At 65.4% G+C, this 22,486-nt stretch carries 23 protein-coding genes; 7 read left to right on the top strand and 16 right to left on the bottom strand.

Annotated features, from left to right (window positions below):
* Positions 1 to 72 precede the first annotated feature (72 nt).
* The 4 genes from M9978_RS02120 to M9978_RS02105 all read right to left on the bottom strand — a co-directional run bounded on the left by M9978_RS02120 (position 73) and on the right by M9978_RS02105 (position 3,509).
* Entirely contained in the window at positions 73 to 558 is a 486-nt protein-coding gene (locus tag M9978_RS02120; RefSeq protein ID WP_254291192.1) for a pyridoxamine 5'-phosphate oxidase family protein, read from the bottom strand.
* A 56-nt stretch (positions 559 to 614) separates the two neighbouring features.
* Positions 615 to 1,514, bottom strand: a complete 900-nt coding sequence (locus M9978_RS02115; RefSeq protein ID WP_254291191.1) for a hypothetical protein — start codon at positions 1,512 to 1,514, stop codon at positions 615 to 617.
* Between the two features lie 262 nt (positions 1,515 to 1,776).
* Entirely contained in the window at positions 1,777 to 2,013 is a 237-nt protein-coding gene (locus M9978_RS02110; protein ID WP_254291190.1) for a hypothetical protein, read from the bottom strand.
* Between the two features lie 140 nt (positions 2,014 to 2,153).
* On the bottom strand, positions 2,154 to 3,509 hold the full coding sequence (locus M9978_RS02105) for a M20/M25/M40 family metallo-hydrolase (RefSeq protein WP_254291189.1): 1,356 nt from the start codon (positions 3,507 to 3,509) through the stop codon (positions 2,154 to 2,156).
* Between the two features lie 166 nt (positions 3,510 to 3,675).
* On the opposite strand from M9978_RS02105, the gene ettA reads away from it, so the two are divergent.
* Positions 3,676 to 5,355 (top strand): energy-dependent translational throttle protein EttA, encoded by a 1,680-nt coding sequence (gene ettA / locus M9978_RS02100; RefSeq protein WP_254291188.1) that lies wholly within the window; start codon positions 3,676 to 3,678, stop codon positions 5,353 to 5,355.
* A 131-nt stretch (positions 5,356 to 5,486) separates the two neighbouring features.
* On the top strand, positions 5,487 to 6,206 hold the full coding sequence (locus M9978_RS02095; protein WP_254291187.1) for a sterol desaturase family protein: 720 nt from the start codon (positions 5,487 to 5,489) through the stop codon (positions 6,204 to 6,206).
* Positions 6,207 to 6,222: 16 nt separating this feature from the next.
* Here M9978_RS02095 and nadA read toward each other — a convergent pair whose 3' ends face one another.
* From nadA to M9978_RS02060, 7 genes are read right to left on the bottom strand one after another with little or no spacing between them, the layout of a single operon-like run.
* The gene (nadA, locus tag M9978_RS02090; protein ID WP_254291186.1) at positions 6,223 to 7,221 is read right to left on the bottom strand and encodes a quinolinate synthase NadA; all 999 of its coding nucleotides are present in this window, start codon (positions 7,219 to 7,221) and stop codon (positions 6,223 to 6,225) included.
* A gap of 49 nt (positions 7,222 to 7,270) precedes the next feature.
* A complete protein-coding gene (locus M9978_RS02085; protein ID WP_254291185.1) occupies positions 7,271 to 8,038 on the bottom strand; it encodes a hypothetical protein in 768 nt (255 codons plus the stop codon).
* A 57-nt stretch (positions 8,039 to 8,095) separates the two neighbouring features.
* Positions 8,096 to 8,815, bottom strand: a complete 720-nt coding sequence (locus tag M9978_RS02080; protein ID WP_254291184.1) for a DUF4230 domain-containing protein — start codon at positions 8,813 to 8,815, stop codon at positions 8,096 to 8,098.
* Entirely contained in the window at positions 8,812 to 9,669 is an 858-nt protein-coding gene (locus M9978_RS02075) for an MBL fold metallo-hydrolase (protein ID WP_254291183.1), read from the bottom strand. The genes M9978_RS02080 and M9978_RS02075 overlap by 4 nt, the downstream gene beginning before the upstream one ends.
* A gap of 55 nt (positions 9,670 to 9,724) precedes the next feature.
* Positions 9,725 to 11,305 (bottom strand): DHA2 family efflux MFS transporter permease subunit, encoded by a 1,581-nt coding sequence (locus M9978_RS02070; RefSeq protein ID WP_254291182.1) that lies wholly within the window; start codon positions 11,303 to 11,305, stop codon positions 9,725 to 9,727.
* 1 nt (position 11,306) lies between these two features.
* Positions 11,307 to 12,365, bottom strand: coding sequence for an HlyD family secretion protein (locus tag M9978_RS02065; protein ID WP_254291181.1), 1,059 nt, complete (start codon positions 12,363 to 12,365; stop codon positions 11,307 to 11,309).
* The gene (locus M9978_RS02060; RefSeq protein WP_254291180.1) at positions 12,358 to 12,801 is read right to left on the bottom strand and encodes a MarR family winged helix-turn-helix transcriptional regulator; all 444 of its coding nucleotides are present in this window, start codon (positions 12,799 to 12,801) and stop codon (positions 12,358 to 12,360) included. The genes M9978_RS02065 and M9978_RS02060 overlap by 8 nt, the downstream gene beginning before the upstream one ends.
* 124 nt (positions 12,802 to 12,925) lie before the next feature.
* Here M9978_RS02060 and M9978_RS02055 point away from each other — a divergent pair, with 124 nt between their 5' ends.
* Positions 12,926 to 13,678: an alpha/beta fold hydrolase gene (locus M9978_RS02055; RefSeq protein WP_254291179.1), complete on the top strand. Its 753-nt coding sequence runs from the start codon at positions 12,926 to 12,928 to the stop codon at positions 13,676 to 13,678.
* 62 nt (positions 13,679 to 13,740) lie between these two features.
* Complete coding sequence (locus tag M9978_RS02050) at positions 13,741 to 15,573, top strand: M2 family metallopeptidase (RefSeq protein WP_254291178.1); 1,833 nt, start codon at positions 13,741 to 13,743, stop codon at positions 15,571 to 15,573.
* A 60-nt stretch (positions 15,574 to 15,633) separates the two neighbouring features.
* Here the strand turns inward: M9978_RS02050 and M9978_RS02045 are convergent, their stop codons facing one another.
* The 4 genes from M9978_RS02045 to M9978_RS02030 all read right to left on the bottom strand — a co-directional run bounded on the left by M9978_RS02045 (position 15,634) and on the right by M9978_RS02030 (position 18,737).
* A complete protein-coding gene (locus M9978_RS02045) occupies positions 15,634 to 16,281 on the bottom strand; it encodes a hypothetical protein (RefSeq protein ID WP_254291177.1) in 648 nt (215 codons plus the stop codon).
* Between the two features lie 87 nt (positions 16,282 to 16,368).
* A complete protein-coding gene (locus M9978_RS02040) occupies positions 16,369 to 17,820 on the bottom strand; it encodes an AMP nucleosidase (RefSeq protein ID WP_254291176.1) in 1,452 nt (483 codons plus the stop codon).
* Between the two features lie 101 nt (positions 17,821 to 17,921).
* Positions 17,922 to 18,161, bottom strand: coding sequence for a hypothetical protein (locus tag M9978_RS02035; protein WP_254291175.1), 240 nt, complete (start codon positions 18,159 to 18,161; stop codon positions 17,922 to 17,924).
* A 96-nt stretch (positions 18,162 to 18,257) separates the two neighbouring features.
* Positions 18,258 to 18,737: a peroxiredoxin gene (locus M9978_RS02030; protein ID WP_254291174.1), complete on the bottom strand. Its 480-nt coding sequence runs from the start codon at positions 18,735 to 18,737 to the stop codon at positions 18,258 to 18,260.
* A 108-nt stretch (positions 18,738 to 18,845) separates the two neighbouring features.
* Between M9978_RS02030 and M9978_RS02025 the strand changes: the two genes are divergently transcribed.
* Entirely contained in the window at positions 18,846 to 19,406 is a 561-nt protein-coding gene (locus tag M9978_RS02025; protein ID WP_254291173.1) for a YqgE/AlgH family protein, read from the top strand.
* Between the two features lie 121 nt (positions 19,407 to 19,527).
* Here M9978_RS02025 and M9978_RS02020 read toward each other — a convergent pair whose 3' ends face one another.
* Positions 19,528 to 19,923 carry a hypothetical protein gene (locus M9978_RS02020; RefSeq protein ID WP_254291172.1) on the bottom strand — a complete coding sequence of 132 codons (396 nt, stop codon included), beginning with the start codon at positions 19,921 to 19,923 and terminating at the stop codon, positions 19,528 to 19,530.
* Between the two features lie 129 nt (positions 19,924 to 20,052).
* Here M9978_RS02020 and M9978_RS02015 point away from each other — a divergent pair, with 129 nt between their 5' ends.
* Together M9978_RS02015 and ahcY are read left to right on the top strand one after the other, a co-directional pair.
* On the top strand, positions 20,053 to 20,886 hold the full coding sequence (locus tag M9978_RS02015) for a sterol desaturase family protein (protein WP_254291171.1): 834 nt from the start codon (positions 20,053 to 20,055) through the stop codon (positions 20,884 to 20,886).
* Positions 20,887 to 20,988: 102 nt separating this feature from the next.
* On the top strand, positions 20,989 to 22,395 hold the full coding sequence (ahcY, locus tag M9978_RS02010; protein ID WP_254291170.1) for an adenosylhomocysteinase: 1,407 nt from the start codon (positions 20,989 to 20,991) through the stop codon (positions 22,393 to 22,395).
* Positions 22,396 to 22,486 lie beyond the last annotated feature (91 nt).

Genomic DNA, 22,486 nt, shown 5'->3' with positions numbered 1-22,486 from the left:
GAGTTCCGGCCAGCGGTCGCGCAACGCCGGATTCGTTGCGCGACCGTAAAAAGGCCGTTTGGTTGTGGGGCGTCAGGCCAGCGAGACCTCGGCGACCTTGTCCTGATAATCCTTCTTGGGATCGGCGCCGAGCAGCATCTTCACGCCGGCGAACAGGCTGTTCTCATTGAGCCAGATCTGCGCGCGCTCGGTGTCGAGGCGGAGCAACTGGAGTTTGGGATCGTCCTTGCCGCCTTCGAACCAGGCCGCAACGAACGGATTCCACAGCCGGTCGATGACCGCGCGGTCGTTATCGGTGCTCAGGTTGCCGTGGAGCGTCGCCCACAGCTCATGCCCTTTGGAGGCGAAATGCGCCATCGCACGGTGCCCCTGGGCGAGCGACTGGACGAGGCCGTTGTCCTTGGTGGTGAAGAACCAGAGCGGGCCGTGATCGCCATCGGTCAGCGCGGTCATCGGCTGCGCGTGACCGTCATCGACGCCGTCGAGGCCCAGGAAGAGCGTGCGGTCGCTCTTCAGCGCTTTCCAGAATTTTTGTTCGAGTTCCTGCGGCGTTGGCATGGGGTTGCTCCTTGAATTGGATTGCAACCCGAACGGGTGGAGCGCGGCGCGGTTCCTTAGCCGAGGGCGGGAAGCGGCGGGCGGGCGCGGATATAGCCCAGCGCGGGCTGGTGGAGCGGAAAGCCTGCCTGTGCGAGCCGGCCGAGCAGCTGGCGGGCGCGGTTGCCGAGCGCGAGTCGTGCATCCGTGGCGGCCACGCTCGACAACTGATCGCGCGGCACGATCAGCCCGTCCGGCGAGCGTTCCAGCGCGCCGTCGCGCACCAGCTGGTCGAGATTGCGGGCGGCGGTCGCATAGGGCAGGCCGAGCGTTCGCGCGATCATGCTGGGCTTGACCGGGGCAAGCTGTCTCGTCCCGTCGAGCCGCCCGCCGAAGCGCGCATTGGCCCATTCGATCGCGGTGAGCAGCGCAATCCGGATCAGATTGCGGTCGTCGCCGTCGCGGCATTCAAAGCCGGCCAGCAACAGGTCGAACGCGATGCCGACGCCGGCGCGCGGATCATAGGCGATGTCGGTGCGCGGGGCCGGCAGCGCGAGATTGGATGCGCGAACATCCTCGATCAGCCGGACAAGCAGGTCGTGGCACGCATCGCTGAAAGCGGCGGCGCGCGGATCGGTGATCGCCTGTGTAGGCATCTGGAGGCCGCCGTCGGAGCGGACGAGCAGGCCCATGGCGATCAGCGCATTGGCGTTGCGCCGCGTGGTTTCGAACGGACGGCGCAGCGATGCGGCGAGCGCATTGACGCTGACCGGCCGTCCGGCACGGACCGGTGCCGCTTCGAAGGGGCCGCAGGCGCGCGCCGCGGCGGCGAACAGGATGGCGCGGGAGAGCGTGCCGAAATGGGCGATCGCAGCCGACATCGCGCAGACGCCATATTCCAGCAACAGCATATCCAGTCGCGGCCCCGCCAGCGGCCCGGATTCCTGATGCTGCGGCTGTGCCGGATCGAACGCCATGAGTTCAGCGTATTCCGGTAACGAAACGATTGAACGCCAATGACTTGCCCATTCCCCAAATGGACAACAAGTGATGAACCTAAATTGATATGGTGCAATGCAAGCGTTACTCATTTTGCACCGCGGAACCGCTATGCATCACCATTTTGAGTATCAATTGCCACAATTTGCCGGCTGACCCGCCGCGGACAAACAAAAAGGGCGCCCCGAGGGACGCCCTTTCGTATCTCCCGGCTCGCGAGGAACCGGAGACGCGGATCGATTACTCGACCGCGTTGCCAGCCGCGTCAGCAGCTTCCTCGGTCGCGTCGGCAGCGTTCTCGAGCGCGTCCTCGGCGACTTCGTTGGTGGCGTTGTCGGCAGCTGCTTCGAGGTTGTCGGCGCTCTCTTCCAGAGCCTCGGCAACGTTCTCGGCGGTGTTGTTGGTCGTGACGGTCTCGTTGCAAGCGGCGAGCGACATCAGGCCGGTCGCGGCAGCGACGATGAGGATCTTCTTCATTCGTTTGCTCCCAAGCAAAACTATATCGGTTCGCCCCGGCCCGATTGCCGTGCGAGTTAGTCGGAATAACGCCCGTTACGCCGCCGTCAATGGGTATTCATTCCACAGCAAGGCGAAATGCGACGGAATTGTGGCACGGTTTATTGCGCCGCACCCAATTCTTCAGGGGCATTCGCGACCACCGCGAGCATCGCCGTCCACGCCGCGACATTCTGGCGAAGCTGCGCCGGATCGATCTTGTCGAGCGTGTCGTCGGGGGTGTGGTGCAGGTCGAAATAACGCGACCCGTCCTGCTGCAGATCGATCCCCGCGACGCCCGACGCGACCAGCGCAGCGACGTCCGCGCCGCCGCCGGCCGGTTGCTGGCCGCGCGCGATGCCGAGCGGGGCGAGCGCCGTCGCCACGCGATCGGCGACGGCATTGGCCGTGTCGGGCAGTTTGAAATCGACGCGCCAGACGCGGTCGGCACCGAAGTCGGATTCGGCGGCGAGCGCATGCTTCTCCCCCTTGTGCGCTGCGAAATAGGCCGCACCCCCGAACACGCCGACTTCCTCTGCGCCCGCCCACAGCACGCGGATCGTGCGGCGCGGCTGGCCGGCATCCATGATGCGCTTGGCCGCAGCAGCGACGATGCCGCAGCCTGCGCCATCATCGAACGCGCCGGTGCCGAGGTCCCAGCTGTCGAGGTGGCAGGCGACGACGACGATACCCGCGGCGGGATCGCTGCCTGGCACATCCGCGATGACATTGCCCGATTCGGTGGTGCCGACCTGCTTCGGGGTCAGCGTGAGCCTGACCTTCACCGGCTGGCCGCGCTTGAGGATGCGTTCGAGCTGCTCGGCATCGGGCAGCGACAGCGCGGCGGCGGGGATCGGCGTCACGCCCTCAGGGAAGCCAGTGCCGCCGGTATGCGGGTTGCGGTGATAGTCGGTCCCGATCGAACGGATCAGAATGCCTGCGGCTCCCTTGCGCGAAGCGGTCGCCGGGCCGGAGCGCCGGGCGGCGCCGAACGGGCCATATTGCGAACCATCCTGCGTGCGGGTCATCGAATGGCTGACAAAGGCGATCTTGCCCTTGAGACTGCCCGCGGGCGCGGCTTCCAGCGCGGCGAGCGTCGGGAAATAGACGATTTCGGCTTCGAGCCCCGTGGCGTGCGTCGCGCCGCTATTGCCGAGCGCGGTGAGCGCGAGCGGCTGAGGGAAGGGCGCGAGCACTTCGAGCTTTTCCTCGCCGCGCACCCAGGTCTTCATCTTGAAGGGTTCGCTGCGGACGTTGCTGAAGCCGAGCGCGGTCAGCTTTTTCACCGCCCAGACGCGGGCGCGCGCTTCGGCCTGCGTCCCGGCGAGGCGCGGGCCGACTTCGGTGGTGATCCCTTCGGTGATGTCCCACGCGATCTCATCCTCGAGCGCGGCGTCGCGCAACGCGGCGGGATCGGTTTGGGCGAGAGCGGGGAGGGCGGTGGCGAGCGCCGTGGCGGCGAGCAGATGTTTCAACATATCCGCACCTTATCGGCGGCGGTGACGAGCGTCACCCGTCAAGTCGCGGCAAAACGCCGCCGATGTTGGTCCCCAGCCCATCGCCGCGCGTTGCCATTCGGCGAGGCGCTCGCTACATGCCCGGCCAAATCCTGACGCATCTGATTTCGAGACTGGAGACCGCATCGTGGCCGCCCAATACGCCTTCGTGATGAAGGACATGACCAAGACCTTCCCCGGCGCGCCCAAGCCGGTGCTGAGCAACATCAATCTGCAATTCTATCAGGGTGCCAAGATCGGCATCGTCGGCCCCAACGGCGCCGGCAAGTCGACGCTGATCAAGATCATGGCCGGCATCGACAAGGATTTCAGCGGCGAGGCATGGCCCGGCGAGAACATCACGGTCGGCTATCTGGAGCAGGAGCCGCAGCTCGATCCGAGCAAGAACGTGCTGGAGAACGTCAAGGATGGCGCGCGCGAGACCGCCGATCTGGTCGAGCGCTTCAACGCGATCTCGGCCGAAATGGGCGATCCCCAGGACGACACTGATTTTGACGCGCTGATGGAGGAGATGGGCGAGCTCCAGACCAAGATCGACGCGGTCGACGGGTGGAGCCTCGACAACCAGCTCGAAATCGCGATGGAAGCGCTGCGTTGCCCGCCGGGCGACTGGGAGGTCGCGAACCTGTCGGGTGGTGAAAAGCGCCGCGTGGCGCTGACGCGGCTGCTGATCCAGAAGCCTTCGATCCTGCTGCTCGACGAGCCGACCAACCATCTCGACGCGGAGAGCGTCAAATGGCTCGAAAACCACCTCAAGGAATATGCCGGCGCGGTGCTGATGATCACCCATGACCGCTATTTCCTCGACAATGTGGTGGAGTGGATCCTCGAGCTCGATCGCGGGAAGTATTTCCCCTACGAGGGCAATTACTCGACCTATCTCGAGAAGAAGGCCAAGCGGCTCGAGCAGGAGGACCGCGAGGCGACCGGCCGCCAGAAGGCGATCAAGGACGAGCTCGAGTGGATCCGCGCCGGCACCAAGGGCCGCCAGACCAAGTCGAAGGCGCGTATCGCCAAGTTCGACCAGCTCGTCGCGAGCCAGGAAAACCGCAAGCCGACCGGCGCGCAGATCGTCATCCAGGTGCCCGAGCGCCTCGGCGGCAAGGTGATCGAGGTCGAGAATGTCTCGAAGGCCTATGGCGACAAATTGCTGTTCGAGAATCTGTCCTTCACGCTGCCGGCCGGCGGCATCGTCGGGGTGATCGGGCCGAACGGCGCGGGCAAGTCGACCTTGTTCAAGCTGATCACCGGGCAGGAGACGCCCGACAGCGGCACGATCGAGATGGGGACCACGGTTCGTCTCGGCTATGTCGACCAGAGCCGCGATCACCTCGACGCGTCGAAGAACGTTTGGGAAGAGATCTCGGACGGGCTCGACTATATGAAGATCAACGGCTTCGACCAGTCGACGCGCGCTTATGTCGGCGCGTTCAACTTCAAGGGGCAGGATCAGCAGAAGAATGTCGGCAAGCTGTCGGGTGGTGAACGCAACCGCGTGAACATCGCCAAGATGCTCAAAAAGGGCGGCAACGTGCTGTTGCTCGACGAACCGACCAACGACCTCGACGTCGAGACGCTGGGTGCTCTGGAAGAGGCGATCGAGAATTTCGCCGGCTGCGCGGTGGTGATCAGCCATGACCGCTTCTTCCTCGACCGCCTTGCGACGCACATTCTGGCGTTCGAGGGGGATAGCCATGTCGAATGGTTCGAGGGGAACTTCGAGGCGTATGAAGAGGACAAAAGGCGCCGTCTGGGCGATGCGGCGGACCGGCCTACGCGGTTGGCGTATAAGAAGCTGACGCGCTGACGGTGGATCGGGGGCGACGCAGGCCGTCGCCCCTTTTGCGCGGGACGATCGTCTGATCGCCGCCGCGCTGGATCGCAGCGCTAAATCGCGATACTGTCGCCATCGACCGGCTGCTTTTGGGGGGCAAGTCGATGACCGTTTTTCACTATATCGTGATCGCGTTCTTTCTGGTCTTCGCGGCGATCGAGATGATCGCGCGGCGTCGCGCGTTTCCGGATGTCCGATTCTGGCGCCTGATGGGCGTCCTGTCGTTCATCCTGTACTTCGCCATCGCGACCTTCGCGCCGTTTCTGTGGGACGCGTGGTTGGGCAGTCACCAGCTGTTCAACGCGAGCAAGCTGCCCTTCATCGCGCAGATCGTCATCGGGTTCTTCGTCGTCGAGTTCGCCATCTATTTCTGGCACCGTGCGATGCATAGCTGGGACCCGCTATGGCGCGTGACGCACCAGATGCACCATGCCGCCGAACGCGTGGACATCTGGGGCGCCTATTATTTCCATCCGATCGACATGCTCGGCTGGGCGCTGCTCGCGTCGCTGTGCCTCGTGGGCATCGTGGGACTGACGCCGGCGGCCACGCTGGTCGTGGCGGTGGTGACGACCATCCCGGGGATGTTCCAGCATCTCAACATCCGCACGCCGCACTGGCTTGGATACATCGTGCAGCGGCCGGAAAGCCACATGATCCACCATCAGCGCGGGGTGCACGCCTATAACTATGGCGACATCCCGCTGCCCGACATGATCTTCGGCACGTTCCGCAATCCGCGCGAATGGGAGGGCGAAAACGGCTTTCATCCTGGATCGACGCGGGAAATCTGGCCGATGCTGTTTTTCCGGAAAATCTCCTGAGCGAGGCTGCGGAGCGTCAGTCGCCCGTAACCCTGAGCGGTCCCAAATCGCCCAATCCCACCGTCCCGCTCGCCATCGCCAGCATACGGTCGAGGCTCTTCTTCGCCTTCAAGCGGATTTCCTCCTCGATCTCGATCCGCGGTTCGAGGTCGCGTAGCGCGACGTAGAGCTTCTCCAGCGTGTTCAGCGCCATGTACGGGCAGATGTTGCAGTTGCAGTTGCCGTCCGCGCCGGGCGCGCCGATGAAGGTCTTTTCGGGGACCGCCTTTTCCATCTGGTGGATGATGTGCGGCTCGGTCGCGACGATCATCGTGTCGCCTTCGAAGTCCTTGGCATAGGCCAGGATGCCGCTGGTCGAACCGACATAGTCGGCATGATCCAGCACGTGCGGCGGGCATTCGGGGTGCGCGGCGACGGGCGCGCCGGGGTGCAGCGCCTTGAGCTTGAGCAGCTCGGTCTCGCTGAACGCCTCGTGCACGATGCACACGCCCGGCCAGAGCAGCATGTCGCGGCCCATCTTGCGGTTGATGTAGCCGCCGAGATGCTTGTCGGGGCCGAAGATGATCTTCTGGTCCTTGGGGATCTGGCTCAGGATCTTCTCGGCCGACGAGCTGGTGACGATGATGTCGGACAGCGCCTTCACCTCGACCGAACAGTTGATGTAGGTCAGCGCGATGTGATCGGGATGCTGCGCGCGGAAGGCGGCGAATTGCTGCGGCGGGCAGCTGTCCTCGAGGCTGCACCCGGCGTTCATGTCGGGCAGCACCACGATCTTCTGCGGCGACAGGATCTTCGCGGTTTCGGCCATAAAGCGCACGCCGCAGAAGGCGATGACCTCGGCATCGGTCTCGGCGGCCTTGCGCGAGAGTTCGAGGCTGTCGCCTACGAAATCGGCGAGGTCCTGAATCTCCGGCTTCTGATAGTAATGCGCCAGGATCACCGCGTTGCGCTCCTTGCGCAAGCGGTCGATCTCGGCGCGGACATCGACGCCGTTGAGGCTGGTGGGAGCGTTCATACTGGGACCCTCGTTCTTTGGTCCCACATGGCCTTGTCCGCGCCGCGGTTCAACCGGGGAAGGGCGCCTTTTCATAGGGCGGCTTCGCGGCGCCCGCTGTGCCGTCGACCACGCCCTGATAGAGCGAGAGCCCGAACGAAGTCCGCGCGATAGGTTCTCCCACCAGCCATTGCATGGTCAGCACGGAAAGCCCAACCCACCAGGCGGGATGAATTCTGCCGTGCGTGATACGGTCGCGCACCACGCCGATCAGCATGAATCCCGCGAGGATGCCGAAGATCAGTGTCATGCCTCCGCTGAGTTGCAGCGGGGGCGGGAGCAGCCGCCCGAACGCTGGCCCCATGATCGACGCCATGCCGCAATAGATGAGCCGGCGATGCCAGCCGGTATTCGCGCGCACCGCGACACCGGCCAGCACGAGCATCGCGAAGCAGAACACGTTGAGCGGGTTCATAATCAGGAAATGGGCTGGCTCGAACAGCGGCGGCACCATCCCGCGCTGGACGTTGTGAACCGTCGTCAACGTGCCGACGATCACCATGAAGATCGTATAGGCGGCGGCGAACCAGCCGAGCTTGCGGTGCAGCGCAGTCGATCCGGTTGCGACCAGCGCGTTCTGCGTGACGTAGATCACCACCCAGCCGAAAAAGGTGAAGGCGTGAACGTGCACATAGAGCGGCGCGCCGAAGCTGGAGATGCCCATCAGCGCGAAGAAGGAGAACGCCGCGACGTTGATCGCCGCGAAGACGATCGCCATCGTCAGGAAGAATTTGGTGTCGGGCGCGAGCTTCGATTGCGCCGGTGCCAGAGTCGCCATGTGATCAGCCCCCGCTGTTTCGACGGACCGATTTACCACATTTCGTTACGATCTCGACTAGTTCTTTTCGCGTGCCGCGCGGTCCTTCATCACCTGTTCGGGCGAGCGCGAGACGTCCCATTGTTCGCGGGTTCGAGCGGTACGTTCCGGCGGGAAGGTGACGATCAGGCGCACATCACCGAGACCGGCGGCGGTCAATGGCTGGGCGAGCAGGCGGGCGATGGCGCTGCGGCCATGCTCGCGCGCCTGTGCCATCCGCTCGGGGCTTTTCGCCTCGCGTTCGGCGACGGCGGTCGCGCGCGCCGAGGTGCGCTGGCTGAGCGTCTCGGCCGCCTTGCGCGTCACCAGCACGCCGCTGGTCTCGATCAGCGTGCGGCGGCCTTCGTCGGTGTTGGCGGGGGCAGGGGCGATGTCGGGCGCGTCGACGATCAGCGTCTTCGTCGCGCCGTTCCATTCGAGATCGCCGGCGCCGAGCTTCGAGAGATCGACGAAATAGCCGACCGAATAAGGCATCTTCACCGTCTGGTCGCTGCGCAGCATGCCGAGTCCACGCGTGTCGGACGCGGTGGCCTGCACCGTGCCGGTCAGCTCGGCGACCTTGAGCGCGCTGGCGCCGCTGAGGCGCGCGGTGACGATCTGGGTGACCGGCGAGCCGCCATCCTCGGGCAGCGTTTCGAGCCGGTTCTCGGCAAAACGGTCCCACGCGGCCCATCCGGCGAGGACGACGATGGCCAGCGCGGCGGCGGCGAGCAGTGCGCGCAAGGTACCGGGCGTCACGCCGCCCTGACCCAGGCCTCGCCCTCGGTGCGCGCGAGGCCGCGATTGCGCAGGTCAATCAGATGCGCGAGCACCGAGCGGCCCGCCGCGCCGGTCAGGCGGGGGTCGAGCCCGACATACATCTTCTCAACCATCGCCGGAATCTCGCCGATCTGGCTGTCGAGCAGGCGCAAGATTTGCCCCTCCCGCTGCTTGCGGTGGCCCATCAGACCGCGCACGAAGCGCTGCGGCTTGTCGACCGGATCGCCATGCGCCGGATAATAGACGCGGTCGCTACGGGCATGGAGCTTGTCGAGGCTGGCCATATAGGCGCCCATGTCGCCATCGGGCGGCGCGACCACGCTGGTCGACCAGCCCATGACATGATCGCCAGTGAACAGCGCGCCGCTCTCCTCCAGTGCGAAGCAGAGGTGATTGGACGTGTGGCCCGGCGTCGCCACCGCGGTGATCGTCCAGCCTTCGCCGCGCAGCTGCTCGCCGTCGAGCAGCACCCGGTCTGGCGCATAGTCGCGGTCGAACGCTGCGTCGGCGCGCGGGCCGTCATCGTTGAGCGCCAGCGGGGCGCAGCCGATGATGGGCGCGCCGGTCGCGGCCTTGAGCGCGCGGCTGGCGGGGCTGTGGTCGCGATGGGTGTGCGTGCACAAGATCGCGACGACCGGCCGGCCGGCGATGATGTCGAACAGCGCATCGACATGCTCGGGCAGGTCGGGACCGGGATCGATCACCGCGACATCGGTGGTGCCGACGAGATAAGTCTCGGTGCCGGTATAGGTGAAGGGCGACGGGTTGGCCGCCAGCACGCGTGTCACCAGCGGTTCGAGCTGGATCGCTTGTCCGGTCGGTGAATCTGTCATGCCGGACGAGATGGCGATTGATCGGAGGGGAGGCAAGCCTCCGCTGTCCGGCGCATCAGTGACCTGCCGCGGCGGGATCGTTTTCGACCGGCCCCTTCGGCTTTCGCAGCAGCACCACGAGCGGAATTGCGCAGGCGGTAACGATCATCATCGCCTTGAAGTCGTTGAGATAGGCGATCATCATCGATTGCCGCGTCACTTCGGCGTTGACCACGGCCAGAACGGTATCGGTCGAGCCGCCGAGATTGGCGAGCAGGCCCGGGTCGAGCGTCTGGAGGCGTTCGGGCGTGACCCGTTGCGCGAGGTCGGCGTGGCTGGTCTGCATGCCGCGCGCGAGCACCGTGGTCACCAGAGAGATGCCGATCGAGGAGCCGATGTTGCGCGACAAATTGGTCAGGCTCGCCGCCTCGGTCCGCTGGTTGGCGGGCAAGGTGGCGAAGGCGATGCCGTTGAGCGGCATGAAGACAAGGCCCATGCCGAGTCCCTGGATGAAGCCCGAGAGGACAACCGGCCATATGTCCATCGCCAGCGTCCACTGCGTCATGTCGTAGAGCGACCAGGCGACGAGCAGGAAGCCGAGCCCGACCGGCAGGCGCGGATCGACACCGTGCGCGACCAGCCGCGACGACACGAACATGGTGATCATCACACCGATCCCGCGCGGCATCAGCAGCAGGCCAGTGTCGATCACCGGATAGCCGTAGAGCGACTGCAGCATCGGCGGCAGCAGTGCCATCGTCGCCATCATCACCAGCCCCAGAACCGGCATGAAGAACAGCGCAGTGACGAGGTTGCGGTTGTGCCACAGGCTGCGTTCGAACATCGGGTTCTTGCCGGTCGCCATGTGCATGACGAACATCCACAGCGCGATCACCGCGATCAGCGTCTCGATCCAGATTTCCGCCGAGCTGAACCAGTCCTCGCCCTGGCCGCGGTCGAGCATCAACTGTAGCGCGCCGATGCCGATCGCGAGCAGCGAGAAGCCGAACAGGTCGAAACCGCGTCTGCGAAGCGGTCGGCTGGGCAGCAGCCACCACATGATTGCGAGGCAGATCACGCCGAGCGGCAAGTTGACGTAGAACACCCAGCGCCAGTCGAAATTCTCGGTCAGCCAGCCGCCCAGCACCGGCCCCAGGATGGGCCCGATCATCACGCCCATCCCCCAGATCGCCATGGCGCGCGGCTGATCCCGGGGCGCGTTGATGTCGAGCAACACGGTCTGGCTGAGTGGGTTCATGAACGCTGCGGCGATCCCCTGCAGGACGCGAAACGCGACCATTTCAGTGAGATTTTGCGCCGCGCCGCACAGCGCCGATGCGATGATGAAACCCGCGACCGAGAGGAGAAAGAGGTTGCGAGAGCCGATACGTTCGGAGATCCAGCCGGTGACCGGAATGGCGATGGCGGACGCCACGATATAGCTCGTCAGCACCCAGGTGATGGTGTCTGCGGTGCCGCCGAGCGATGTCTGCATATGCGGCAGCGCGACGTTGGCGATCGTCCCGTCGAGGATCTGCATGATCGTCGCCAGCATCACGCCGAAAGTGAGCAACCCCTTGTTGCGCACGGGCAGCGCCGCCGTGCCGGACGACGGCGCGGCGGAAGGGCCGGCGGATGAGGCGGCAGCGCTGGCCATGTTACTTGCCGGTGTGGACCGTGACTTCGGCGGTGAGTCCGGCGATCAGCCGGCGCGGGCTTTGGTCGTCGATCGCAATGCGCACCGGGATGCGCTGAGTCACCTTGACCCAGTTGCCGTTGGCGTTCTGCGCGGGAAGGATGGCGAACTCGCTGCCGGTTCCCGCGCCGATCGACGCGACATGGCCCTTGAGCTTGAGGTCGGGATAGGCGTCGAACTCGACCGTGGCCGTCTGGCCGACGCGCATCTTGTCGAGATCGGTTTCCTTGAAATTGGCTTCGATCCACGATCCGCCCGACCGCACGATCGTCAACGCCGGCAGCCCGGACATCATCATCTGGCCGACCTGCAGCCGATCCGACTGGCTGACGATGCCGCCGACCGGCGCGCGGCGCGTGGTGCGGCTGAGGTCGAGCAACGCCTTCTCGCGCTGCGCCCGCGCGGCGGCGATCGCGGGATTGACGCCTGGCACGGCCGATCCGCTCGACAATTTCGAGCGGGCTTCGGCGGAGTCGGCGACCGCGCGCTGGAAGGTGGCACGGGCCTGCTCGACCGAATGCTTGGCCTGATCGAACCGCGCGCGGGTGGTGAAGCCGCGCCGCATCAGCGCCTGCTGCCGGTCGAAATCCTCCTGCGCGGAGGCGATCGTGTCGCGCGCCGCCTGAATGTCGGCGCCGGTGCCAGCATAGCTCGCCTGAAGCGTCGTGACCTGCACCTGCGCGCTGGCAATCGCGGCGTCGGCCTGCGCCAGCGCGATGCGATAGGGTTCGGGATCGATGCGGAACAGCACATCGCCGGCCTTCACCGGCTGATTCTCCCGAACGGTGACTTCGACGATGCGGCCGGCGACATCGGCGCCGATCGACACCTTTTCCTGCTGGACATAGGCGTTGTCGGTCGAGACCGTACCGCCCGACATCGACCACCATGCTGCTGCCGCAGCGATCAGCAGCACTGGCACGCCGAACATCAGCAACGGGCGCAGCCAGCGCCGCTTGCGCAGCACCTCGGTGGCGTCGATCGCGATCGCGGGATCGAATTTGGGGTCGGCGTCAGCCATTGGCGGCCTCGTTGATATTGTCGGTCAAAAGATTCGTGCGAATGCGTGCGAGCATGGCGTCGAGCGCCTCGCGATCGGCAGACCCGAGCCCCGTCAACGCGTGCTCGGTCAGTGCGTCGCCAATTTCGCGAAGCTGGACGATCAGCGGTTGCGCAGCGTCGGTGAGATGTATCCGCCAGACGCGGCGGTCGGCCGGATCGCGCCGCCGCTCCACCAGCCCGGCTTCTTCCAGCCGGTCGATCATGCGGCCGACGGTGATCGGCTCGACTTCAAGAATGTCGGCGATCTGGCCCTGATTGCAGCCCGGCTCGCGCTTCAGCAAGCTGAGCGTCCGCAATTGCGCGCTCGTCACGCCGATCTGCCGCGCACGCGCACCGAATTCGCGGCGGATCAACCGCGATACATCGGTAATCAGATAGCCGATCGGTTCACTCATGTCTCACGTTATAATAAGCATGCTTATATATTACCATAGCTATGAAGTGAATTTTTCGAAGGCAGGGTTGCAGGATGTGCACGCAGCCCTTTCGTCCGGTGCCGAACTGCTGCATCTGCGGGGAATGGACGTGCAGACCTTCAAGAGCTTCGACGGCGAGAGTCTAGCCTGGCGCGAAACCGGCGATGGGCGGCCAGTGGTGCTGATCCACGGCTATTTTTCGGACGCGGACACGAACTGGATCAAATATGGCACTGCGGACAAGCTTGCCGCGGCCGGTTTCCGCGTGATCATGCCCGATCTTCGCGCGCATGGCCGCAGCACGAGGCCGCACGAACCGGCAGCATATCCTCCCGACGCGCTGGCGATGGATGCCGAGGCGCTGATCGCACATCTGGCGCTGACCGACTATGATCTGGGCGGCTATTCGCTCGGCGCGCGGACGACGATGCGTGTGCTGGCGCGCGGTATCGCGCCCGCCCCACGCCGCGCGGTGCTGTCGGGGCTGGGGGACGAGGGGGTGACCGATACCGGGCGGCGCGCGGGCTTCTTTCGTCGCGTGCTGACCGGGTTCGGCAGCTTCAAGCATGGCGATCCGGAATTCATGTCGCAGGCATTCCTCAAGACGACCAAGGGCGATCCGGTCGCGCTGCTCGGCATTCTCGATACCTTTGTCGATACGCCGGAGGCGGACGTGGCGAAGGTCGAGGTGCCGGTGCTCGTGGTTGGCGGCGAGGCGGATGACGAGGTCGGCTCGTTCGAGGGGCTGGCGGCGATGCTGCCCGATGCGCGCTTCGTCGAGATTCCCGGCAATCACATGAGCGCGGTGACACGGCCCGAGCTGGGCGATGCGATCGTAACATTTCTGACCGCTTGACCCGCCGGGTGGGCGGGCGCAGTCTGCGGCCATCCACAAAAACCGACACAATCGAGGGTTTGATGATCCGCACGGGTATTTCGACGATGGCGCTCGCCCTGCTGCTGGCTGGTCCGGCAGTGGCGCAGGAGAAGAAGGCGGCAACCGCGGCGGGCGCCGCGACGCCGGCCGCCGCCGATGAATTTCTGAAACGCGCGACGCAGGAGCTGGAGGCGTTCTCGGTCGATGACGCCCGCATCCAGTGGCTCTACGCGACCTATATCAACGACGACACGTCGGCGCTTGTCTCGAAGAGCCAGGCCGAGGGCACCGAAATGTCGGTCCGCTTCGCGCTCGAGGCGGCGAAATATGACAAGGTGAAGGGCCTCTCCCCCGACACCCGCCGCCAGCTCGACATCCTGCGCAGCGGCATCACCTCGCCCGCGCCGACTCGCGCGGGCGCCGCAACCACGCTGTCGAAGCTGCAGACCGACATGCAGACCGTGTACGGCACCGGCAAGGGCACGCTGAAAGGCCAGCCGATCAGCGGCAGCGACATCGAAGCGGCGATGGGGATCAACCGCAACCCGGCCGAACTCAAGGAGATGTGGACCAGCTGGCATGACAATGTCGGCGCGCCGCAGCGGACGGACTATCAGCGCGCCGCAGGGTTGCTCAACGAAGGCGCGCGCGAGCTCGGCTTCAAGGATACCGGGGCGATGTGGCGGTCGAACTACGACATGCCGCCCGAGGAGTTCGCCAAGCTCACCGACAAATTGTGGAACGAGGTGAAGCCGCTCTACGAATCGCTGCACACCTATGTTCGCTGGAAGCTCAACGAGAAATATGGCGACGCGGTGCAGGCCAAGACCGGGCCGATCCGCGCGGACCTGCTCGGCAACATGTGGGCGCAGGAATGGGGCAACATCTATGACGTCGTCGCGCCCAAGGGCGCGGGCGACCTCGGTTTCGATGTCGGCGAACTGCTGGTCGCGAAGAAGTATGACGCGATCCAGATGGTGAAGGCGGGTGAGGGGTTTTACTCCTCGCTCGGCCTCGCGCCGATGCCGGAGACCTTCTGGAAGCGCTCGCTGTTCGTGAAGCCTGCCGACCGCGAGGTGCAGTGCCATGCCTCGGCGTGGAACCTCGACAATATCGAGGACCTGCGCATCAAGATGTGCATCAAGGTCAATGGCGACGACTTCACCACGATCCATCACGAGCTCGGCCACAATTATTATCAGCGCGCCTACAACAAGCAGCCGCTGATCTACCGCACCGGCGCCAATGACGGCTTCCACGAGGCGATCGGCGATTTCGTCGCGCTGTCGATCACGCCCGATTACCTCGTCTCGATCAACCTGCTCGAGCAGAGCAAGGTGCCGAGCGCGGACAAGGACACCGGGCTGCTGCTGCGTCAGGCGATGGACAAGGTCGCGTTCCTGCCGTTCGGCCTGCTGATCGACAAATGGCGCTGGGGCGTGTTCTCGGGCGGCATCCGCCCGGACGGCTATCAGGGCGCATGGGACGCGCTACGGCTGCAATATCAGGGCATCACGCCGCCGGTGAAGCGCGACGAGACCAAGTTCGATCCCGGCGCGAAATACCATATTCCGGCGAACGTGCCGTACACGCGCTACTTCCTCGCGCGGTTGCTGCAGTTCCAGTTCTACAAGGCGGCGTGCGACCAGGCCGGGTGGAAGGGGCCGCTGCACCGCTGTTCCTTCTATGGCAACAAGGAAGTCGGCGCGAAGCTGGACGCGATGCTAAAGATGGGCGCGTCCAAGCCCTGGCCCGACGCGCTGGAGGCGTTCACCGGCAGCCGCGAGATGTCCGGCGCCGCGCTGGTCGAATATTTCGCGCCCTTGAAGGCGTGGCTCGACGAGCAGAACAAGGGAAAGCCGACCGGCTGGTGACGTGAAAAGGGCCGCGGCGAGGGATCGCCGCGGCCCTTTCGATTCAGGTCAGGGCAGGCGTTAGCTGCCCGGCTTTTTGGGCTTCGACGCCGGCGTGTCGGTCGGTCCGCCTTCGCCCTTTTGAAGCGCGATGAAGATCCCGGCCACCGCGGCGCCGATCGCAGCCACGCCGCCGATCACCGACGCGAAGAAGTTGCGGTCACCCATCTGCTCGCGCTTGTCGGCGACGAACTGCGCGGGTGCGGACTCGGCGACGGTCTGGGCTGCAGTCTGCGCCGCGCTCGTCACTTTCGCGGCGGCGGTGCTGGCGGCAGCGCGCGCGCGGCTCGCGGCGGGCTTGCGAGTCGCCGCACGTGGCTTGGCGGGCGCTGCGGCAGGGGCCTTGCGCGTGGCGGCCTTGCGGCGCGGGGGCGGGGCCTTTTCAGCGGCGGGCTTCGGCTCGGCCTTCGGCGCCGCCGGCTTCTTTGCTGCGGGCTTCTTCGCCGGTGCCGCAGGCTTGGGCGCGGTTTCGGTCTTCACTTCCGCAGGCGCCGGGGCCGCAACCGTCTTCGGCTTCGCAGCCTTGGCCTTTGCTGCGGGCTTCTTCGCGGCAGGTGCCTTGGGCGCGGCCGATTTGGCGGCGGCCGGCTTCTTCGGCTTGGCAGGTGCGGCATCGGCAGCGGGGGTGCCGGCTGCCTTGGTCTTCGGCTTGGTCGGGGCCTTGGCCATCACGATACTCCGTTGGTTTCGTGTCTGTAACCAACCTGACGCGAATCGGTTTCCCCAGTCAAACAAAAGCGTTCGCGCCGATCCGTATCAACGGAACGGCGGTTCGTTGAACGCGCGCAGCTTGCGCGAATGGAGCTTGGCGCCTTCCCGGCGCAGCTCCTCGCAGGCTTCGATGCCGATCTTGAGATGCTCGGCGATCGCGCGCTCGTAGAAGCGGTTGGCCTGACCCGGCAGCTTGAGCTCGCCGTGCAGCGGCTTGTCCGAGACGCACAGCAAGGTGCCGTAGGGGACGCGGAAGCGATAACCCTGCGCGGCGAGCGTGGCGCTTTCCATATCCACGCCGACCGCGCGGCTGAGCGAGAAGCGTAGCGCCGAGCGCGAGAAGCGCAGCTCCCAGTTGCGGTCGTCGGTGGTGACGATCGTGCCCGTGCGCAGCCGGCGCTTGAGTTCCTCGCCGGTCTGGCCGGACACGGTCTCCGCGGCGCGGGCGAGCGCCTGTTGTACCTCGGCGATCGCCGGAACCGGGATTTCCGGCGGCAGCACGTCGTCGAGGACATGGTCGTCGCGCAGATAGGCGTGCGCGAGCACATAGTCGCCGATGCGCTGGCTGGGGCGCAGGCCGCCGCAATGGCCGATCATCAGCCACGCTTCGGGGCGCAGCACCGCGAGGTGGTCGGTGATCGTCTTCGCGTTCGACGGGCCGACGCCGATATTGACCAGCGTGATACCGGTGCCGTCCTCGGCCATCAGATGCCAGGCGGGCATCTGGTGCCGCCGCCAGGCGCTGTCGGTCAGCAGCATCTCGGGATCGTCGCCGGACTTGTACATGATGCCGCCGGGGCCGGAGACGCCGGTGAAGCGGCGCGGCTCGCCGCTCTCGTCCGGGCCGACCTGCTCCGACGCCCAGCGCACGAACTCGTCCACATAACGGTGATAGTTGGTGAACAGGATATATTGCTGGACGTGTTCGGTGGGCGTGCCGGTATAGTGGCGAAGCCGCGCCAGGCTGAAATCGGTGCGCAGCCCGTCGAACAGCGCCAGCGGGCGCGTGCCGTCGAGGCCGATCCAGGTGCCATCGGCAATCTCGTCGCCGATATGCGCGAGCTCGGTCGCCGGGAAGTGGCGGGCGAGCTCGAGTGTCGACACCTCGTCCATGCGCGCGGCGTGGCCCGGGTCGAGGACATAGGGGAAGGGGATTTCCTGCCGCCCGGGAACGGCGCTGACCTCGACGTCATAGTCCTCGATCAGCAGCGTGAGCTGTTCGATGAGATAGGCCGCGAAGACCGCGGGCTTGGTGACGCTGATCGAATAGTCGCCCGGCGTGACCAGCCGGCCGAACGAGCGGGCCGGGGTGGGGCGGTCGACTTCGTTGCGATAGGCGACGCGGATCTCGGGATAGGCGAAGCTGCCGTCCTTGCGGCGCGCCGGATCGGGCGCGGTACCTTCGGTGAGATAGAGCGTGAGCGCGTCCTGAAGACGGGTGACGGACGCGGTGTAGAGCCGATCCAGGTCGGCGACGATTTGTTCTGCTGTTGTCATCTTGGACGGCTAATGCCGCAACATGACGTTGGCAAGACCGGTCCGTGGCAACACGATGGCAGCCGGGCGGCGCGCGGGCCGCAACCCGCGCGCCGTGCCGGTCAGCTGTCCGCGGTGTCCTTCTCGCGCAGTTTGCTGATGCCATAGGCGGCGCCCGCGACTGCGGCAGCCGCGCCCGCCGCGATGGCGGCAGCTGCGGCCGGATGTTCCTTGGCGGCATCGACGACGCCGTCGACCGCGTCACGGATCGCATCGCCCGCATCGCTCAGTGCATCGCGCGCCTGATCGAGCAGCGATGCCTCCTGTTCGGTCGCGGTGGCGGGTGGGGTGGTTTCGTCCATCATCTCAAGTCTCCCTTGCATGGAAGACAACAGCTTCATCGCCCGCCGGTTCCTGCGTCAACGCGAAACCGGCGAACGACCGAAAGCATAAGACGATCAGAGATTCTCGATCAGATGTTCGGCGGAGCTGACCTTGAACTCACCGGGGGCTTCGACGTGAAGCTGCTCGACCACGCCGTCATTGACCAGCATCGAGTAACGCTGGCCGCGCGTGCCCATGCCGAACTTGCTGCCGTCGAAATCGAGACCGACCGCCTTGGCGAAGGCGCCGTTGCCGTCAGAGAGCATCGTCACATTGTCCGCCTCGGCGCTCTTGCCCCATGCGCCCATCACGAACGCATCGTTGACCGCGGTGCAGGCGATCTCGTCCACGCCCTTGGCCTTGAGCTCGTCGGCCTTCTCGACATAGCCGGGCAGGTGGCGCGCCGAGCAGGTCGGGGTGAAGGCGCCGGGCACCGAAAAGAGCGCGACCTTGCGGCCCGCGAAAAATTCGTCGGAGCTGACCGGCTCTGGGCCGTTCTCGGTGGCCTTGATGAAGGTCGCGCTGGGCACGCGATCGCCGACTTGGATGGTCATGCTCGTCTCCTGTTGGCCGCAACATGCGGGATCGCCCCCACTTGGCACGATCCCCGGCTTTTTCAAGCGTGGCGGAGCCGAACGGCTGGCAGTATGTTTTGCGACGATATGGAGTCTCAAGCGTACCTTACCGGCCAGATCCTGCTGGCCATGCCGGGGATCGGCGACCCGCGGTTCGAGCGCGCCGTTATCGCGATGTGTGCGCATGACGGGCAGGGCGCGCTCGGCATCGGTGTCGGCGCGACCATCGCGGGGCTTGGCCTGCACGAGCTGTTGCAGCAATTCGAGATCGATCCCGGCGATGCGCCGGACGCGCCGGTGCATTTCGGCGGGCCGGTCGAACCGCGCCGCGGCTTCGTGCTGCATTCGACCGACTGGGGCGGGCAGGACACGATCGACGTCGCCGGCAAATGGGCGCTGTCGGGCACGATCGACGTGCTGCGCGCGATCGCCGAAGGGAAGGGGCCGTCGCGCTGGCTGGTCGCGCTCGGCTATGCCGGCTGGGGCGAGGAGCAGCTCGACGAGGAGATGACGCGGCACGGCTGGTTCAATGTGCCTGGCGACCCGGGGATCATTTATGACACGCAAGTCGACCGGCGCTGGGAGCGCGGGTTCGAGGCCGCGGGGATCGATCCGAGGATGCTGGGCGTCGGCGGCGGCACCGCCTGACGGCGCTTTTTTGGTTCGGCAAGCCGAACGAGGCTGCTCCGCCCGCTCCCTCACCCGGCCACCCAATCAGTTTACGCTCGTGGGTGGCCGGGTGGGGGAGCGGGCCGGTGCCGCAACCGGTTCAGCTACACTTCTGCATCGGCTTCTTGGTCCACGTCGCCGCCACCTTGCCGTCGACCGCGCTCGTCGTCAGACGAAGCGTATCGCCTTCGATCGCATAGGTCTCGGTGACCGTGCCGGGCACATCGGGGCTGGTATAGCTGACCAGCAGGTTCGATCCTTCGACCTTGGCTTCCTTGAGCGGATAGGGCTTGGTGACGGGATAGAGGGTGACGCCGCCGTCCTCGAACTTGGCGAACGGACTCGCGCAATCGGCGGCCCAGGTGCCGGCATATTGATCAGGGAAGTCCGCGCCCGCCGCAGCGCCGTCGTCGTCTGCGGTGGCGTTACCGCCTTCGCCGCCACCGCAGCTCGACACAAGGATGGCTGCGCCGAGCGCCAGAAGCTGTTTCCGCATCGTGAAGTCCCCCGTTAACGCGTTGAAGCGCAAGGTGGATCAGGCCGAACGCGAAAAGTCCACGGTCAACATGGCGGGACCGCGCGGGGTTTAACCTTTTGGAACCGGGTTGCGCGGCATGAGGGCAGCATGGACAGCCTCGCCCGCCTGACCGAAACACTGCCGCAATTGCTCGCGCCCTGGGCGCTCGGCTTTGCGTCGATGACCGCGATCGAGCTGCTGCTGCCGCGCGAGCGCCATTCGCTGCGTGGGCGGCTGCCGGGACTGATCTTCTGGTCGTTGTGGATTCCGGTGATGCTGCTGGCGCATGCCGCCTATCGCAGCCTGTGGGCGATGATCGGCATCGCGCCGCTCAACCTTGCCGTGCTCGTACCCGAGATGGGCCCGTGGGCGAACTGGACCGGGGCGATCGTGGCGCCGGTGCTGGCCGCATTTATCTACGACTTCTTCTTCTACTGGTTCCACCGCGCGCAGCACCGCTGGCTGTGGCGCTATCACGCGGTGCATCACTCGATCCGCGAGCTCAATGCGGTCAACGCCTATCATCATATCAGCGAGCCGCTGTTCCAGATGCTGTTCCTGCTCGTGCCCGCCAGCCTGATCGCGGTGGAGGCGAGTTACAGCATTCCGGCGGTGGTCGTGGTGCTTCACCTGCAGGCGTCGTACATTCATTCGCCGGCACGACTCGACATCGGCCCGCTGCGCGCGCTGATCGTCGACAACCGCTTCCACCGCATCCACCACAGCCTCGACGAGCATCACTTCGACAAGAATTTCGGCGCGTGCACGACATTGTGGGACCGGCTGTTCGGAACTGCATGGTTTCCGGCAAAGGACGAGTGGCCCGATGTCGGCCTCGCCGGTGTCGAACAGCCGCACAGCGTCCGCGCGTGGATCGACCTGCCGGCGCGGCTGAAGCGCCGCGGCAACCCGGCGCCTGACGGCCTTCCGGACGCGATATAAAGATATCTTTATATTTGGATTGCGAAGGTCCGACTGATCCGCTAGGGGCGCGTCATGTCGCCGGGCTTCCCGGCGCGAAGACCCACATCCGGAGAACAAGTCGTGGCCACCGTGCTCGAAAAGACCGACTACGTCATCAAGGACCTCTCGCTCGCTGCGTTCGGCCGCAAGGAAATCGAGATCGCCGAGACCGAAATGCCGGGCCTGATGGCGCTGCGCGAGGAATTCGGCGCGAGCAAGCCGCTCAAGGGCGCGCGCATCACCGGCTCGCTGCACATGACGATCCAGACCGCGGTGCTGATCGAGACGCTCAAGGAACTCGGCGCCGAACTGCGCTGGGCGACCTGCAACATCTATTCGACCCAGGACCATGCCGCCGCCGCGATCGCGCAGGCGGGCATCCCGGTGTTCGCCGTCAAGGGCGAGACGCTGGAAGAATATTGGGATTACGTCATCCGCATCTTCGACTGGGGTCAGGACCAGACCTGCAACATGATCCTCGACGACGGTGGCGATGCCACCATGTTCGCGCTGTGGGGCGCGCGCGTCGAGGCGGGTGAAGAACTGTTCACCCCGTCGAACGAAGAGGAAGAGATCTTCGTCGCGACGCTGACCCGCTTCCTCGCCGAGCGTCCGGGTTACCTCACCAAGACCGTCCAGACGATCAAGGGCGTGTCGGAAGAGACCACCACCGGCGTGCATCGTCTGTACGAGCTGTCCAAGAAGGGCAAGCTGCCCTTCCCGGCGATCAACGTGAACGACAGCGTCACCAAGTCGAAGTTCGACAACCTCTATGGCTGCAAGGAATCGCTGGTCGACGCGATCCGCCGCGCCACCGACGTGATGCTGGCCGGCAAGGTCGCGGTCGTCGCCGGCTTCGGCGATGTCGGCAAGGGCTCGGCCGCGTCGCTGCGCAACGGCGGCGCACGCGTGCTGGTGACCGAGATCGACCCGATCTGCGCGCTGCAGGCGGCGATGGAGGGCTATGAGGTCGTGACGATGGAAGAGGCGGCGACTCGCGCCGACATCTTCGTCACCGCGACCGGCAACGAAGCCGTGCTGACCGTCGATCACATGCGCGCGATGAAGAACATGGCGATCGTCTCGAACATCGGCCATTTCGACAGCGAGATCGAGATCGCCGGCCTGGCCAACATGAAGTGGACCGAGATCAAGCCGCAGGTCGACGAGGTCGAGTTCCCCGACGGCAAGAAGATCATCGTGCTGTCGAAGGGCCGTCTGGTGAACCTCGGCAACGCGACCGGCCACCCGTCGTTCGTGATGTCGTCGAGCTTCACCAACCAGGTCCTCGCGCAGCTCGAGCTGTGGACCGGCGCCGACAAGTACAAGAACGACGTGTACGTTCTGCCCAAGCATCTCGACGAGAAGGTTGCGGCGCTTCACCTCGAAAAGCTCGGCGTCAAGCTGACCACGCTGACCAAGAAGCAGGCCGATTATATCGGCGTGCCGGTCGAGGGGCCGTTCAAGCCTGATCACTATCGTTACTGATTTTACGGCCCTGCCGTAACGTAATCGGGGCGCGTCCGGCAACGGACGCGCCCTTTTTCGTTGCGTTTCCAGAACGTTGCTGTTGCAGGAC

This window comes from Sphingomonas tagetis (genome assembly GCF_024211275.1).
GTDB classification, from domain to species: domain Bacteria; phylum Pseudomonadota; class Alphaproteobacteria; order Sphingomonadales; family Sphingomonadaceae; genus Sphingomonas; species Sphingomonas tagetis.
This window is presented reverse-complemented; position numbering and strand designations above follow the sequence as displayed.

What these genes read in the sequence shown, in the direction of transcription:
- M9978_RS02120 (WP_254291192.1), bottom strand. Translation starts at nt 558, where the DNA reads ATGCCAACGCCGCAGGAACTCGAACAAAAATTCTGGAAAGCGCTGAAG.
- M9978_RS02115 (WP_254291191.1), bottom strand. Translation starts at nt 1,514, where the DNA reads ATGGCGTTCGATCCGGCACAGCCGCAGCATCAGGAATCCGGGCCGCTG.
- M9978_RS02110 (WP_254291190.1), bottom strand. Translation starts at nt 2,013, where the DNA reads ATGAAGAAGATCCTCATCGTCGCTGCCGCGACCGGCCTGATGTCGCTC.
- M9978_RS02105 (WP_254291189.1), bottom strand. Translation starts at nt 3,509, where the DNA reads ATGTTGAAACATCTGCTCGCCGCCACGGCGCTCGCCACCGCCCTCCCC.
- M9978_RS02095 (WP_254291187.1), top strand. Translation starts at nt 5,487, where the DNA reads ATGACCGTTTTTCACTATATCGTGATCGCGTTCTTTCTGGTCTTCGCG.
- nadA (WP_254291186.1), bottom strand. Translation starts at nt 7,221, where the DNA reads ATGAACGCTCCCACCAGCCTCAACGGCGTCGATGTCCGCGCCGAGATC.
- M9978_RS02085 (WP_254291185.1), bottom strand. Translation starts at nt 8,038, where the DNA reads ATGGCGACTCTGGCACCGGCGCAATCGAAGCTCGCGCCCGACACCAAA.
- M9978_RS02075 (WP_254291183.1), bottom strand. Translation starts at nt 9,669, where the DNA reads ATGACAGATTCACCGACCGGACAAGCGATCCAGCTCGAACCGCTGGTG.
- M9978_RS02070 (WP_254291182.1), bottom strand. Translation starts at nt 11,305, where the DNA reads ATGGCCAGCGCTGCCGCCTCATCCGCCGGCCCTTCCGCCGCGCCGTCG.
- M9978_RS02065 (WP_254291181.1), bottom strand. Translation starts at nt 12,365, where the DNA reads ATGGCTGACGCCGACCCCAAATTCGATCCCGCGATCGCGATCGACGCC.
- M9978_RS02060 (WP_254291180.1), bottom strand. Translation starts at nt 12,801, where the DNA reads ATGAGTGAACCGATCGGCTATCTGATTACCGATGTATCGCGGTTGATC.
- M9978_RS02055 (WP_254291179.1), top strand. Translation starts at nt 12,926, where the DNA reads ATGGACGTGCAGACCTTCAAGAGCTTCGACGGCGAGAGTCTAGCCTGG.
- M9978_RS02050 (WP_254291178.1), top strand. Translation starts at nt 13,741, where the DNA reads ATGATCCGCACGGGTATTTCGACGATGGCGCTCGCCCTGCTGCTGGCT.
- M9978_RS02045 (WP_254291177.1), bottom strand. Translation starts at nt 16,281, where the DNA reads ATGGCCAAGGCCCCGACCAAGCCGAAGACCAAGGCAGCCGGCACCCCC.
- M9978_RS02040 (WP_254291176.1), bottom strand. Translation starts at nt 17,820, where the DNA reads ATGACAACAGCAGAACAAATCGTCGCCGACCTGGATCGGCTCTACACC.
- M9978_RS02035 (WP_254291175.1), bottom strand. Translation starts at nt 18,161, where the DNA reads ATGGACGAAACCACCCCACCCGCCACCGCGACCGAACAGGAGGCATCG.
- M9978_RS02030 (WP_254291174.1), bottom strand. Translation starts at nt 18,737, where the DNA reads ATGACCATCCAAGTCGGCGATCGCGTGCCCAGCGCGACCTTCATCAAG.
- M9978_RS02025 (WP_254291173.1), top strand. Translation starts at nt 18,846, where the DNA reads ATGGAGTCTCAAGCGTACCTTACCGGCCAGATCCTGCTGGCCATGCCG.
- M9978_RS02020 (WP_254291172.1), bottom strand. Translation starts at nt 19,923, where the DNA reads ATGCGGAAACAGCTTCTGGCGCTCGGCGCAGCCATCCTTGTGTCGAGC.
- M9978_RS02015 (WP_254291171.1), top strand. Translation starts at nt 20,053, where the DNA reads ATGGACAGCCTCGCCCGCCTGACCGAAACACTGCCGCAATTGCTCGCG.